The 16,037-nt window shown below is 47.5% G+C and carries 9 protein-coding genes; 8 read left to right on the top strand and 1 reads right to left on the bottom strand.

Annotation, left to right across the window (positions count from 1 at the left end; genetic code table 11):
• Positions 1-24: 24 nt before the first annotated feature.
• The 6 genes from HGH90_RS12130 (at position 25) to HGH90_RS12105 (ending at position 13,483) form a co-directional block, all read left to right on the top strand.
• The gene (locus HGH90_RS12130; protein WP_169191202.1) at positions 25-4,092 is read left to right on the top strand and encodes a two-component regulator propeller domain-containing protein; all 4,068 of its coding nucleotides are present in this window, start codon (positions 25-27) and stop codon (positions 4,090-4,092) included.
• 227 nt (positions 4,093-4,319) lie between these two features.
• The gene (locus tag HGH90_RS12125) at positions 4,320-7,439 is read left to right on the top strand and encodes a SusC/RagA family TonB-linked outer membrane protein (protein ID WP_169191201.1); all 3,120 of its coding nucleotides are present in this window, start codon (positions 4,320-4,322) and stop codon (positions 7,437-7,439) included.
• Positions 7,440-7,455: 16 nt separating this feature from the next.
• Complete coding sequence (locus HGH90_RS12120) at positions 7,456-9,129, top strand: RagB/SusD family nutrient uptake outer membrane protein (RefSeq protein ID WP_168766842.1); 1,674 nt, start codon at positions 7,456-7,458, stop codon at positions 9,127-9,129.
• Positions 9,130-9,319: 190 nt separating this feature from the next.
• Positions 9,320-10,843, top strand: a complete 1,524-nt coding sequence (locus HGH90_RS12115; RefSeq protein ID WP_169191200.1) for a glycoside hydrolase family 30 protein — start codon at positions 9,320-9,322, stop codon at positions 10,841-10,843.
• Between the two features lie 3 nt (positions 10,844-10,846).
• On the top strand, positions 10,847-12,652 hold the full coding sequence (locus HGH90_RS12110; RefSeq protein WP_169191199.1) for a glycoside hydrolase family 35 protein: 1,806 nt from the start codon (positions 10,847-10,849) through the stop codon (positions 12,650-12,652).
• Positions 12,653-12,826: 174 nt separating this feature from the next.
• The gene (locus HGH90_RS12105; RefSeq protein WP_169191198.1) at positions 12,827-13,483 is read left to right on the top strand and encodes a hypothetical protein; all 657 of its coding nucleotides are present in this window, start codon (positions 12,827-12,829) and stop codon (positions 13,481-13,483) included.
• Between the two features lie 21 nt (positions 13,484-13,504).
• Here the strand turns inward: HGH90_RS12105 and HGH90_RS12100 are convergent, their stop codons facing one another.
• A complete protein-coding gene (locus HGH90_RS12100) occupies positions 13,505-14,416 on the bottom strand; it encodes an S-adenosyl-l-methionine hydroxide adenosyltransferase family protein (RefSeq protein WP_169191197.1) in 912 nt (303 codons plus the stop codon).
• 85 nt (positions 14,417-14,501) lie between these two features.
• On the opposite strand from HGH90_RS12100, the gene HGH90_RS12095 reads away from it, so the two are divergent.
• Entirely contained in the window at positions 14,502-15,314 is an 813-nt protein-coding gene (locus tag HGH90_RS12095) for a helix-turn-helix domain-containing protein (protein WP_168766837.1), read from the top strand.
• Between the two features lie 69 nt (positions 15,315-15,383).
• Entirely contained in the window at positions 15,384-16,022 is a 639-nt protein-coding gene (locus HGH90_RS12090) for an NAD(P)-dependent oxidoreductase (RefSeq protein ID WP_168766836.1), read from the top strand.
• Positions 16,023-16,037: the final 15 nt, after the last annotated feature.

The following is a 16,037-nucleotide window of genomic DNA, read 5'->3' as shown; positions in this document are numbered from 1 at the left end:
CTTTATGGCCGTTAAAATAAGCCTATGCGTGATGTGAGGAAATGTTGCTTTATTTTATTGCTGATGGTGATCGCCAGTACCACGTTTGCCATCGGTTATCCCATCAGGTATCTGGGTATAGAAGATGGGTTATCCAACAATGCTGTCACTTCTGTATACCAGGACCACAAAGGGTTTATGTGGTTTGGCACTTATGATGGACTAAACAGGTATGACGGGTACAGGTTTAAAATTTACCGGAACAAAGTGGGAGATAGCACCTCCCTGGCCGATAACGGTATTTATACCCTGGCCGACGACAGTCACCACCAGCTTTGGGTGGGCGGCAGGAGGGGCGTCAGCGTTTTTAACCCTGCCACCGAAAAATTCACCATGCCTGTGTACCGGCCGGCAAATAGCCGCGCGCTACGCAAAGCCAACGAAAACATACATATTATTAAGTCGGACGAAAACGGGCTGACCTTAATCGGCACCGAAAAAAACGGCTTACTCGTATTTGACAATAACCTCTATGACGGCCGGCAAATACCTTTGCTCAGCGAAGGTACTACGCTTACCAGCTACGAAGTAACCGGGATAAATTTTACAGGAAAATCGGCCTGGGTATTTGTACAAAATATTGGCCTGTGCAGGTATGAAGCTAGTCAGCAGACCTTACATATTATTTCCAGGGAGATCCCCCGGGCTAATTGTCTCAATGTGGACCCATCCGGCAACCTGTTGTTGGGTACGGATACCGGCGTATTCCGGTATATTCCCGCTACCGGAAAATTTTCGGGCAATGCCTTACCAGAAAATAGTAAGATCGTACAGTTATATACCGACAGAATGGGACTCACCTGGTGTGCTTCCGACGGGAATGGCATCTACCTGATACCCGGCGCGGATGTTCCGGCCCGTTCGTTTACCAGTCCGGGTAGCCCTGCGCAACTGAGTAGTAACTCCGTTTATTCCATTTACGAAGACCGCGAAGGGCGCAAATGGATAGGCACCTTACGCGGTGGCATTAATATCCTGGAATCGAGGCGTAACCCGTTTGAACGAAATGTGTTGAACAGGAATCCCGATGCCAGGGCTATTGATAACTTCATCTTTTCCTTTTGTGAAGAAGATGCAAAAAATATCTGGATAGGCACCGACGGGGGCGGATTAAAATACTGGAATCGCGAAACCGGCGCCATTCGTTCTTATAGCCACGATGTACATCAGCCACAAGGCATCAGCAGCAATTTTATTACCTCCATCATTCATGACGTTCACCACGACTTGTGGATATCTACCTGGTTTGGCGGGGTAAACCGGTATCGTACTGCCAGCGGGAAATTTGAACATTACATATGTTTTAATCCGTATACCCATACCGCTGAAAACAATGTGTGGCTGGTATATGAAGACCGGCGGCAACAGCTATGGGCTAGCACTACCAACAACGGCACCTTGTATCGTTTTAATCCCCAGGAAAGCCGGTTTGTACTTTTCGATAGCAGCCTGGTAAACATGCAGTGCCTGGCGGAGGACCGGGAAGGTCAGCTATGGGGAGGAAATTATTCATCTCTTATCAGGATAGACACCATTCACCGGCAACACCAGCGTTTTGATATTGGTTATACCGTTCGTTCCATTCACCACGATAAACGCGGCAATTTTTGGGTGGGCACCGATGGGGGTGGCCTTCTGTGCTTTAACCGGCAAACAGGCGCCTACACCCGGTATACGATGACCGAGGGGCTTCCGAGTAATTCCATCCTCCGGATGCTGGAAGACAACAATGGTAATATCTGGATCAGCACCTTCAATGGGCTTTCAAAATTTGACCCGGTAAGAAAAACGTTTCGCAACTTCTCTGCCTCCGATGGATTGCAGAGTAATCAATTCAGCTTCAATGCGGCACTGGCGCTACGCTCAGGGGAGTTTGCCTTTGGCGGCATTAAAGGGTTCAATATCTTTTACCCTGATAGCGTGTATGCCGAAACGGCCATTCCACCGGTGTGGCTGACCGATATCAAAATCAACAATACGCCGGTGACAGCGCTGGACAACTACGTATCCGGCAGAACCCGGGCGGAAGAAGTGCGTGAAATTACCGTCCCTTACGACAAAGCCACGATCGCCTTCGATTTTGTAGCACTGGAATACAGCCTACCGGATAAAATCAGCTATGCTTACCGGCTACAGGGCTGGGATAACAACTGGAATTATGTAGGCGCTACCCGGACTGCCAACTATACCCACCTCCAGGAGGGCCAGTACACTTTTGAAATAAAGGCCAGTAATGCCGACGGCTTCTGGGGCCCGGAAATCCGTACCGTTTCCCTGGTGGTATTGCCCCCCTGGTACCGTACCTGGTGGGCCTACCTGCTCTATATTACTACCACACTTGCCGCTATTTACCTGTACATCCAATATAAGGCGCGGGAAGAGCGGCTGAAATATGAAATCAAGCTGGCATACCTGGAAAAGGAAAAGGAAAAAGAGCTGAACGAAAAGAAGCTGGCATTTTTCACCAACATTTCCCATGAGTTCCGGACACCGCTCACCCTCATTATTAATCCGCTGAAGGAACTGCTGCAGCATAAAAATGACGCGGACCTGGGCGTCGTATACCGCAATGCCCGGCGGCTGCTAAGCCTGGTGGACCAGCTCCTGCTATTCCGCAAGGCCGACCAGGAAGGCGACCAGCTGAAGGTGGCGCCACTGGACATTGTGACCCTTTGCCATGAGGTATATCTTTGCTTTTTACAACAGGCAAAAATTAAAAATATTCAATATACCTTCCAGGCCCAGCCACCGGCCATAGAAATATATGGAGACAGCGAAAAGCTGGAAATTTCCATTTTTAACCTACTTTCCAATGCATTTAAGTTTACTCCGGATAATGGCACCATCATTTTTGAAGTGAGCGGAGAGGACGACAGGGTGACTATTGTTATCAAAGACAGCGGCTGTGGCATCGAAGACAGTGTGGGCAACCGTATCTTTGAAAAATTCCAGCGGGCGCAGCATCGAAAGGAATCATTACAAACTGGTTTCGGGATTGGGCTTTACCTGGTAAAACACTTTATAGAAAAGCATCATGGAGCCATCAGTTATGAGAGCAAGGTAAATGAGGGTACTGCCTTCCAGCTTTCCCTGAGAAAAGGAAGCGCTCATTTTGCCGGTACCCTGTTATTGGAAAGCACCGGGTATAAATCGGCCTTCCTGGAGGAACTCAGCTCCAATGCTACCCTGGAAGCGCCGGATACCAGTACTGCCCAGGATGCCGAAGTTTCCACCACTACCATTACCGAAAAGAAGTCGATCCTGCTGATTGATGACCATGACGAGATTAGGCAGTACCTCCAGCAGTTATTCAAAGATAAATTTGTGGTATATGAGGCGGATAACGGTACCAGTGGCTTTTCGGCAGTACAGAAGTATATGCCCGACCTGGTGATCAGCGATATCCAGATGGAAGGAATGGACGGGGTAGAGTTATGTGCCAGGATCAAGCAAACAGATACCATCAGCCATATCCCGGTAATCCTTCTTACCGGTTCTTCTGCCTCCGACACCCGCCTCAAAGGCCTGGAGGGCGGCGCCGACGACTATATAACCAAGCCGTTTGACAACGACCTGTTAATGGCCAAGGTGAATAACATTATCAAGAACAGGAACCTGTTACAGCAATACTTCTTTGACCGTATTACGCTCAAAAACAGTAATATCAGGGTACCAGCAGAATACCAGGATTTCCTTAAACGCTGTATAGAGATTATAGAAGCCAACCTGGAGGATGAAACCTTCTCCATTAAAAAGTTTACCCTGGAAATCGGCATGAGTCATTCCAGCTTATATAAGAAAGTAAAATCCATTTCCGGCCAAACAATCAATTCCTTCATCCGGTCGATCCGGCTCCGGAAAGCGGCTGTTTTCCTGCTCAAGGAAAACTACACCATTACCCAGGCTGCCATGCAGGTAGGTATCGGAGACATTAAATACTTCCGGGAGCAGTTTGTTAAACTGTTTGGAATGAATCCTTCCGACTATGTAAAAAAATACCGGCACTCTTTTAACAGGGATTTTAATGTAACGGAAAGCCAGGAGGAGGTATAACACCCTTTTTCCCGCTATAGCATTCACTTTGAGCATAGGGGACGATTAAATACCCCCTGTCCATAATTTACGATTTTACCCCCCTTTTTAAATGATTTACCCCCTCTATGATCTGTGTACCTCATAGTACATTGCGGATAACATAGAGGGCTGGGGGAGCGAAAATCAGTCCATTCAACCAAAACAGATTCGCCAGCATTCCAAATCATTCATTTAAATATTGCGTTATGAAAAGACTTCAATCCGGAACGGACCGTGAGTTATTTGTCCCTTTACGGAGCCAACCTGTTCTTTCCCGTTTATTCTTTCTATTGCTATTATTAATTGCCGGAGGGGCACAGGCGCAACAGGCTGTGGTAACCGGTACCGTATCTGCCGACAATGCCCCTGTTCCCGGGGTAACTATCCGTGTAAAGAACAAAACAGGGGGAGCATTGACCGACGGTGATGGAAAATTCAGCATCAATGCAGCCGTTGGAGATACCCTGTTATTTAACCATATGTCATATACCGAGCAGCGGGTAGCCGTAAGAGGCGGGGTGCCCCTGCGGATTGTGCTGACAGCCCTGAGTAAAACTGTGAATGAAGTGGTGGTAGTGGGGTATGGTACGCAAAAGAAAGCTACGCTGACGGGCTCCATTTCCGTGGTAAAGGGGGCCGACATTGTGCAAAGTCCGCAGCCTAACGTATCCAATGCGTTGACCGGCCGTTTTTCCGGCGTTATTGCGAACAACCGTTCCGGTGAGCCAGGCTACGACGGTTCTGCTGTTACCATCCGTGGGTTAGCCACTACCGGTAATAACGATGTACTGATCGTAGTAGATGGCGTTCCCGGCCAGATCGGGGGCCTCGACCGCCTCGATCCTAATGATATCGAAAGCATTTCCGTACTGAAAGATGCCTCTGCCGCCGTATACGGTAGCCGGGCGGCCAATGGTGTAATGCTCATCACTACCAAAAGAGGTAAAACCGGGAAGCCAGTTATCAACTATAGTTTTAACCAGGGATTTTCCTCCCCCACCAGGTTGCCTAAAATGGCTGATGCTTATACCTATGGGCAGATCATGAATGAAATCCAGTATTATAATAACAATGCCGGCGGTATGAACCAGTTTTACACTGCCGAGCAATTACAGAAATTCAAAGATGGTTCCGACCCGGTAAATTATCCAAATACCGACTGGCAAAAGGCGACTCTGCGAAAAACTACAACCCAGAACCAACACAGTCTTTCTGTAAATGGCGGTGGAGAAAATGTACGGTATTATGTTTCCCTGGGTATGATCGGTCAAAATGGATTATATAAAAACGGCGCCACCAAATACAACCAGTATAATTTCCGGTCAAATATTGACGCCGATATTACCAAACGCCTGAAAGTGAGCCTGTACTTATCCGGTCGCCAGGAAGACCGCCAATATCCTACTACTTCTGCAGGAGATATTTTCCGCGGCATTTACCGGGCTTACCCTACCGTGTTAGACAGATATCCTAATGGCCTGCCTACAACCGGTATTGAAAATAATAACCCGGTGATGCAGGTAACAGATATGGGTGGTCTTTCCCGCAACCCTACCCAGGTATTTAATGGTATTCTGAAAGGATCTTATGCGATTCCGGGAGTTGAAGGTTTATCGTTGGATGGTTTCCTGTCGGCCGACAAATCCTGGAATTTTGCCAAAACCTTCGCTACACCTTATAAAGAATACACTTTCGACGCGGCTTCAAACACCTATATACCAAAGATCGTAGGGGGGTCCAATGGTAAAGCATCGCTGGTAGAGCAACAGCGGAATATGTCGCTGCTGACCACCAACATTAAACTGAATTATGCCCGCCGTTTTGGTGCGCACGATTTCAACGCCTTTATTGGTTATGAGCAAAGCAAAAACATGGTAGATACTCTGAGCGCTGGCCGGATCAACTTTCCTACCCCGCTCACACCGGAATTATCGCAGGGAGGTGCTGCCGCTACCGACAGGAGTAACTTCGGCAGCAGCTACAACTTTACCAGGAAAAGCTATTTCGGAAGAGTTGCATATAACTACCTCGAAAAATACCTGTTGGAAGTACAGGCCCGTGTAGACGGATCCTCCACCTTCCCCGAAGGCAAACAGTATGGCTTCTTCCCTTCCGTTTCTGCTGGTTGGGTAGTATCCAAAGAATCCTGGTTTGAGCCAGTGAAATTTATTAATAACCTGAAACTCCGCGGTTCCTATGGTACGCTGGGTAACGATAATGTGGGATTGTTCCAATATTTCGATAACTACTCTTTCTATAACCAATATGTGATCAACGGACAAATTCAAAGTGGTATAGACCTGGTAAAGCTGGCCAATCCTAATATTACCTGGGAAGTAGCTAAAAAGATGGACCTGGGGCTGAATGCCACTATCTTCGATCACTTCTCCCTGGAATTCATCTATTTCCAGCAGCATCGTACCAAGATATTAACGCCACGCACTTCCCTGACGCAGACCTCCGGTATTGTGAATCCATTTGATAAAAACAATCCGCTGGTGCCGGCAGAAAATATCGGTAAGGTAAACAGCCAGGGTATTGAAGCTACCCTGGGGTATGACAATACTACCGGTAGCGGTTTCCATTATAATGTTTCCGGTAACGCAACCTATGCCAAAAATAAGATCATCTTCAAAGACGAAGCGGTAGGTACTTTACCCTATCAGCGGGAAACTGGCGGGCCAATGAATACTTACCTGCTGTATAATACCATCGGCATTTTCAGAACAGCAGACGACCTGGCCAAATATCCCCATTTACCGAATGCCAAGCTGGGCGACCTGATTTACCAGGATTATAACGGCGACAAACAAATCACCGCTGATGATATGGTAAGAACCAAGTATGGCAACATTCCTGAAATCACTTATGGTATTAACCTCGCAGCCGATTACAAAGGATTTGACTTGTCAGTATTGTTTGCCGGACAAACACATGTAAGTCAATATGTGCTGCCTGAATCTGGTACCATCGGTAATTTCTACAGCAGCTGGGCCGATAATCGGTGGAGTCCATCCAACCCTAACGGTTCTTATCCACGGGTAGATGAACGTGCTTCTTCTTCTGTAAATGGCGGCCTCCGTCCCAACACTTTCTGGCTGAACAACGCCTCTTTCCTGCGTTTAAAAAACATCTCCCTGGGTTATACCATCCAGTCGGCTGTTTTATCACGCGCCAGGATCGCGGGTCTTCGCGTATATGCCAATGCCTTTAACCTTTTCACCATCACCAAAGTCAAAGACTACGATCCGGAAGGTTTCAGCAACAGTGGACAGTTTTATCCACAACAACGTATCGTGAACCTGGGTGTAAATGTTAAGTTCTAAACACAAAAATCAAATCATGAAAACTACAAATATATTATACGGTCTGGCTTTAGTGGCGTCAGGTATCCTTTCCTCCTGTCAGAAAGATTTTCTGAATGTAACTCCCACCGACAGGATATTGGGAGATGCCGTACTGGCCGATTCTTCTTTGTTTGAAAACTATGTCATTAACCGTTATCTAAGCATTAAGCTACAGGATAAAGAAGGGGAAGGTAGCAACCCCGGGTTTGGCAGAGGGTTCGAATATGGTTTGTGGAGCTCTATTACAGACGAATCTATTTATAACAACGACGATAACACCTGGCTCGTTCAGCAGGGACAGCTGGCCCCCGAAAACATGGGTATCACTGGTACCATTTGGGGGAGAAGTTATCGCAGTATCCGGGAATGTAACTACGGGCTCAATCACATTGACACTGTAGTAATGAGTACTGCGCACCGCAAGCGCCTGAGGGCAGAACTGCGCTTTATCCGCGCTTACCGTTATCATGACCTGATCCGCAACTATGGCGGCGTAGTAATGATGGGAGATAAAGAATACAGTTTGCAGGATAATCTGAGCGATCCGGCTTTATTTAACAGGGCTACCTTACAACAGTCAATGGACTATGTTATTTCCGAGCTCACTGCTGCAGCGCCCGATCTTCCAGCCGATAACAACAGCACCGACTGGCTGCCTGGCAGAGCTACCCAGGCTGCTGCGCTGGCCCTGAAAGCCCGCTTGTTACTATATGCCGCCAGCCCGCTCTACAACGTAGGTACCTGGCAGGCCGCAGCCGATGCTGCCAAAGCTGTAATAGGTCTTTCCAAATACAGCATAGCGCCGGATTATACACAGTTGTTCCTGAACAGCAATAACAATGAAATCATTTTCGCGCGGCAATTTGCCGTAGGCGCCCGCCACGTATGCCTCGAAATCTCCAATGGCCCTAACGGCTATGGCGGATGGGCAGGCAATACGCCTTTGCAGAATATGGTGGATGCATATGAAATGAATAACGGCAAACCTATTACCGATCCGGCTTCAGGGTATAATCCACAGAATCCGTATGCCAACAGGGATCCCCGTTTTTATGCCACCATTCTCTATAATGGCGCCTCTTACCGCGGATCTACCATACAAACCTTTACACCCGGGGGTAAAGACAGTAAGGACGGTCCTTCCAACTGGAATGCTTCCAAAACAGGTTATTACCTGCGCAAATTCCTGGATGATAAAAATCCGATCGACAATCCATGGGATGTAGCGGGGTTGCAGCCCTGGATTTACATCCGTTATGCAGAGGTATTGCTGAATTATGCAGAAGCGCAAAACGAAGCTGTTGGTCCCGATGCGAGCGTATACAATGCGATCAACCAGATCCGGCAGCGTGCCAGCGTGCATCAGCCGGCGTTAACACCAGGGCTTTCCAAAGACCAGATGCGCGACGCTATCAGGAGAGAAAGGCAGGTAGAACTGGCTTTTGAAGAGCACCGCTTCTATGATGTGCGCAGATGGAAAACAGCCACTGTTACCGAAAATGTACCGGCTTATGGTATTACCATTACGGCTAACGGCGGCGCCTATACTTATACCAGGAAAGTAGCCCTGGATAACCGCCTGTTTAAAGAAGCCAACTATTGGTTACCTATTCCAAGGGCAGATATATTGGCCTCCAATGGCGCTCTGAAGCAGAACCCTGGCTACTAGTCATGATAAGTTTCAGGCAATAGCATGAATCCAACAGGAGCAAGGCATCTGTAAAGTAGTAAGGTAGCAGCATCAGATTTGGAAAATAATCAGCGACTATTTTACTACTTTACAGGCTTGCAACTACCCTTCTTACTACGGGAAGTCCTTGCATACCATGCGGCTTTGCGTGCAACCGCTTACTAGGAACATGAAAAAAATAACAGGCGCCCTGCTCGGTTGTATGATATTACAGCAGGGTATATCTCAGCATAACCCGGCGATGCGGGTAAACATCGACCTTTCCAGGAAGGCACAAACTATTCACAACTTTGCGGCATCCGATGCCTGGTCCTGCCAGTTTACCGGCACCTGGCCGGATCCTAAGAGAAACCAGCTGGCCGACTGGCTGTTTAGCAGCGATACAACTGCCAACGGACAACCCAAAGGTATTGGCTTGTCGATGTGGCGGTTTAACATTGGCGCTGGCAGCGCCGAACAAGGCAGCGAAAGCGGCATCCGCGATGAATGGCGGCGGGCAGCCTGCTTCCTGGGCGCCGATCATCAATACCACTGGCAGCAGCAAGCCGGACAGATATGGTTCTTAAATGCCGCCAAAGCCAGGGGCGTTCAACAGTTTCTGGGCTTTCTAAATAGTCCCCCGGTAGCCTTCACCCGCAACGGTAAAGCATTTGCCAGTAACGGACAATGCAACCTGCCCCCCGAACAATACCCCGCCGTAGCCAATTTCCTGAAAAACGTAGTACAAGGCATCCAGCAGGAAACCGGCATCACCCTCGATTTTGTAAGTCCTGTTAACGAACCCCAATGGGATTGGAGCGATGGCGGCCAGGAAGGATGTCCTTATAACAACGAACAAATTTATGGTCTCGTAAAAGCGGTAGACCAGACCTTTCATCAACATCAGCTCCCCACAAAGATTTTAATAACAGAAGCCGGCAAGATCAACTACCTCTATGCCGGTGAAGACAAACCAGCCAAAGGCATGCAGATAGCTGCTTTCTTCGATCCGCACAGCCCTACTTACCTGGGAAACCGCCCCAGCTTATACAAAGCGATAGCAGGACATAGCTATTTCACCACCTCTCCGCAAGACACGGCCGTGGCTATACGTAAAAGATTACACGCCTCGCTGATGGGCATTCCTTTCTGGCAATCAGAATATTGCATACTGGGCGATAATGCCGGCGAAATGAACGGCAATAAGGTAGACCTGGGCATGGACGCCGCCTTATACCTGGCCAGGGTTATCCACACTGATCTTGCCGTTGCCAACGCATCAGCCTGGCAGTGGTGGCTGGCTATATCGCCATACGATTATAAAGATGGATTGATTTATATAGATAAAAACAAAGCGGATGGACAAATCCACGATACAAAAATGTTGTGGGTATTCGGTAATTACAGCCGTTTTGTAAGACCCGGCGCACAAAGGGTATCCGCGCAACTGGCAGACAGCGCTGATACAAAAGATATCTATCTGTCTGCCTATAAAAATACAAACAACAGCATCGCTATTGTGGTTATCAATAGCCGCTCTTCCGCCACTAACATAACCGTACGTGGCAAAGGTTTACCTGGCGGCGGCATGCGTAGCTATACCACCAACAACCAGGGCAACTTACAACCGGGTAACGTAAACGGTCATACGATAACGATACCCGCACGATCTGTGGTAACATTGACCCAACAATTAAACGCAAATAAACAGTAAGTGATGAAAAAAATCAGCGTAGTAATACTGATGATGTTATGCTGCTTCCAATTAAGTGCACAACATACCTTTCAGTTAGGCGACTCCACCTTTTTGCTGGATGGGAAACCCTTCCAGATGATTTCCGGCGAGATCCACTATCTGCGGGTGCCCCGTGAATCGTGGCGCGACCGGATCAAAATGGCAAAAGCTATGGGCTTAAATACCATAGGTACATATGTGTTCTGGAACATGCACGAACCAGAGCAGGGACATTATAACTTTTCCGGCAATAGCGACGTAGCTGCTTTTGTAAAAATATGTCAGGAAGAAGGTATGTGGGTCATTTTACGCCCTAGCCCCTATGCCTGCGCGGAGTGGGAATTTGGCGGTTATCCTTACTGGTTGCAGGAAATAAAAGGGCTGGAAGTGAGGAGTAAAGAACCTCAATACCTGAAAGCCTACAATAATTATATTAAAGCCGTAGGCAAACAACTGGCGCATTTGCAGATCAATCATGGTGGCAACATCCTGATGACACAAATTGAAAATGAATATGGTTCTTACGCTAACGATAAATCTTACCTAGAGCTTAACCGTAAGATGTTTACAGAAGCTGGCTTTGACGGCTTGCTCTATACTTGCGATCCTGCCGCAGACGTAGCCAAAGGACATCTGCCGGGTTTGCTGCCGGCCGTAAACGGCGTGGATGATCCGGAAAAAGTAAAACAACTGGTAAAAGAAAACCACAATGGCAAGGGCCCATTCTATATTGCCGAGTGGTATCCTGCCTGGTTTGATTCCTGGGGAGAAAAGCACCATACTGTTCCTTACGAAAATTTCCTTACCCGTTTAGACCGGGTATTGGCTGCCGGTATCTCCATCAACATGTACATGTTCCACGGCGGAACTACCCGCGGCTATATGAACGGCGCCAACTACAACGATGAAGCGCCTTATTCGCCACAGATCAGCAGTTACGACTATGATGCTCCGCTGGATGAAGCGGGAAATGCTACGCCTAAGTTCATGGCATTCAGAGAAGTAATCGCCAAACATTTAGCACCTGGAGTAACCTTACCGGAAATTCCTGCTAAAAAGCCGGTAATCACAACACCTGCTATTACTTTTGAGCGCAGCGGTGCCCTGTTCAGCCAACTGCCTGCTGCAGTAAAAAGCGTAGATCCGTTAACGTTTGAAGACCTGAAACAGGCTTATGGCTTTGTATTATACCGCACTACTCTCAAAGGCGGCAGTAGCGGCACTTTAAAGATCAAAGACCTGCGAGATTACGGGCTGGTTTTCGTAAACGGAAAAAGAGTAGCGATCCTCGACAGGCGACTGAAGCAGGACAGCACCGACATTACCCTCCCTGCTGGAAATGTAACACTGGAAATCCTGGTCGAAAACCTGGGACGCATCAACTTTGGCCCTTATCTCCTGAAAAACAGGAAAGGGATAGATGGACAGGTATTATTTAATGGAAAGGCGATTCATCAATGGCAGCAATTTAAGCTTCCTTACGAACAACAGCCCGTTATCAAAACATCGGCAGTAGCAGCAGATGCACCAGTATTAAAAGAAGGTAGCTTTACACTGAGCAGCAAAGGCGATACTTACCTGGATATGAGCAAGTGGGGTAAAGGCGTTGTGTGGATCAACGGTCATCACCTGGGCCGTTACTGGAAGGTAGGCCCGCAGCAAACACTGTATGTTCCTGCCGAATGGCTGCAAACCGGCCGCAATAAGATCACCGTACTGGAGCTGATTAAGCCTGCTGAAACCCAGGTGCAGGGAATTGATCATCCGATACTGGACGTATTGCAGTAGCCAGGTATAAAAAAAGAAAAGGGTTGAAACGATGGTTATCGTTCCAACCCTTTCTTTTTGCTTTAAATGCACTGCCATACAAGATAAGGTGGCAAATAACCCTATTTATTGGCATCTCTTTTGCGCATTTCACGATCAGCCAATACCATCTGTACCATGAATAAAAAAATTGTTTTGTTAGCAATTATTTGCCTCACCGGTTCCCGGCTTTTCTCCCAAAGTTTCATGCATGCAGTTGGTCTGTCGGGGTTCATTGATCATACCCCTCGCTTTGGCAGCATCTTCAGTATTGCTATTACCTATTCACCCCGCTTCAACCTGATGGAACATAAGCACACATCGTTGTCGGTAGGCATTCCACTGAGTATTGGCGGCTCCGGCGGCCGCGGAGGAAGGCAAACGGACAGCTACTATGTGGGGGACGATATTTACTATTACGATTACGATACCGGCGAACCGGAAGTAAAATCCCGGTTTATGATCGACATACCAGTTATATTAAATTTCAATGTGGGCGCACTTTCTTCTCTCAATAATCCACACCGGGTGGGATTCTTTGTGGGTGGCGGTTTTGGCTATCATTATGGTCCGGTGAATGTTACGCAGGTGATCAGGAATTATCACTATACCGATTCTACGTACCAGGATTCATTTGGGCCGGTGGCTAATGCCGGCATGAGGATCCGGATTGGCGACAAAGCGGATGGCATAGAACTTAAAGGCTCCTATATGAAGAGCGTTAGTAAAAGGCAACCAGATATTTATGGCATCACCCTATTGTACAACTTCGATTTATCACAACGTCCCCGCTTTAGCCGCAAGACAAGGTAGTTAGGATTTCGAACTTGTAAACTAACGGCGCCTAACCGTTACTTCCACGCTCCATTCACTACCGCTTCCAATATGCCAGGTATCGGCGAAGTTGCCCTGGTTGAGTGCAAACGACAATTCCATTAAGCTGTTCAGATAGCTTAGCGGTTGGCCGATGGCTACCGCGCCAAAGGTTTGACTGTAGGGAGCATCTGCCTGGTGTACTTTTTTTCCAAGATGGAAGAAGGTAACATGGAGGATGTCGCCATATTTGGGATGCAACCGGTTTAACAAATCAGCGGAAATATTGGTCCATACATTGCCGTATTGCACATCGAGGATAGCAATATTTCCTTTAAGTATACCATTCTCCAGGGTGGCTGGCTGATAAGGGATTTTCACTACCTCATTGGGTAAGGCCTGGCCAACCTGTTCGAAGGTAATGACACCGGAAGCCAGCCTGGCGGCGGTATAGGCGTATACATCGCGGCCATGGAAGGTGTAGGATTGTTGTGAATCTTTACGGCGGTTCACTGCTTCGTCTATTTCACGTACTGCAGCAATTCCCAGAGAAGCGGCTACCAGTGTGAGGGTGCCGTTATCGGGGGTTACGATAAAGTGGCCGGAATTGGTCTTCAATACCACCGACTTCCGGGAAGTGCCTACACCGGGATCTACTACCGACACGAAAACGGTTCCGGCCGGCCAGTAAGGAACGGTTTGTTCCAGCCGGTAAGCAGCCTCCCAAATGTTATAGGCAGGAATTTCGTGGGTAAGGTCGTAGAGTTTAAGATCGGCAGATACCGTGTTGGCCACACCTTTCATGGCTGATACTGCTCCATCTTTCAGCCCGAAGTCAGATTGAAAAACGACTGTTTTATTTTGCGCCCATCCAGTTGCTGTGGCTAGTAGCAGGGCAATACAGCCAACGAAGTACAATAAAGGTTGTTTCATAAAATAATGCGTCTATGGAAATGGCAGATAATATTGGATTCAATAAAAAAATCTTACCTTGAATGTAAGTTTATTACCCAAATAAATGAAGTACCAGGAAATTCCTCCACCAACTTATCTTCAGCGCCATGTTCGTTATTTCTGGACATTGGAAAGTGATGCTGCTGCTACTCCCCGAATATTTGGGCCGGTAGCAGATGGCTGTCCGGGTTTGCTGTTCCAGCAATCCGGTCAGGGTACTTTTCTCCAGGATGATAAACTGTTGCCCGACTTATTACTGTACGGGCAAACTACAAAATATACAGAGTTACAGCTGGCAGGCACCATTTGTACCATCGGTGTTTGTTTTTATCCGGATGCATTGCATAGTGTTTTCGGCCTGAATGCAGGAGACCTCACCAACACCTGTACTGACCTGGATTTACTGGAGGCCTCAAAAGATTATTTTCTGAATGAAAGACTGGCAAATACTGTTTCTACAGGGGAGAAAATAGCGGTTATTTCAGCATTTCTCATTGAACAAATTAATAAACATCAAACGGGGCCCGATAAGGCTACCCAATATGCCCTGATGCAAATTATGGCCTCCAAAGGAGGTATTTCCTTAAAGGAATTACAACAGCAACTGAGGCTCACGGAAAGAAGTTTTGAGCGTCGGTTTAAACAGGGCGTGGGTATCTCTCCCAAACTATTTTCGCGTATATGCCGGTTCCAGCACTCGCTGACCCAGCTGAGAAATAATGACTACAGCAAGTTATCCGATATCGCTTTTGAAAACGATTATGCCGACCAGTCGCATTATATCCGTGTATTCAAGGAATTTGCCGGCGTATCGCCTTACCAGTATCAAAAGAAGAATACAGAAATTGTTACCAACTTCCCTTCTATTACAAAATAATTGTTTGTCGGTTTTGTTCTATTTCCCCAGTACCCGTCATCCTAATTTTGGATTATAAAATTAATGATGATGAAATTACTAATCTTTGGCGCCACCGGGGGTACCGGTAAACAACTCTTAGCGCAGGCTTTACAACAGGGACATACGGTAACCGCGTTTGTGCGTAGCCCGCAGATGTTGCAGGTACAACATCCTAATCTACAGGTAGTACAGGGCGATGTACTGGATTATCAAACTATAGAACCGATTATGAAAGGCCATGATGCGGTATTATCTACCATTGGTCGCCCTGCCAATAAAACGGGTGTAGTGCGATCTGAAGGCACGCGGAATATTATCCGTGCGATGGAGAAAGCCGGTATCAGGCGTTTTATTTGCCAGACCTCCCTTGGTTATGGCGACAGCAAAGAAGTACTGCGCAGAACCCCTTTTGTGTTCCGGTATATTATTGCGCCTTTCCTGCTGAAAAAGGGTTTTGCCGATCATGCCCTGCAGGAAAAACATATCAAAAGCAGCCAGCTGGACTGGGTAATTGTACGACCTGGTAATTTAACAGATGGTAACCACACCGGGCAATACAGGTATGGATTTGCCGCTAATGACCCCGCTATCACCGTACAGGTTTCCCGGGCCGATGTAGCCGATTTTATGCTAAAACAGTTAACAGATCAGCGGTTTGTTCATCAAACGCCGGGTATTTCTTATTAGAAATATCGGCAGGTT

It is taken from the genome of Chitinophaga sp. Ak27 (genome assembly GCF_012726295.1).
Taxonomy (GTDB): domain Bacteria; phylum Bacteroidota; class Bacteroidia; order Chitinophagales; family Chitinophagaceae; genus Chitinophaga.
This window is presented reverse-complemented; position numbering and strand designations above follow the sequence as displayed.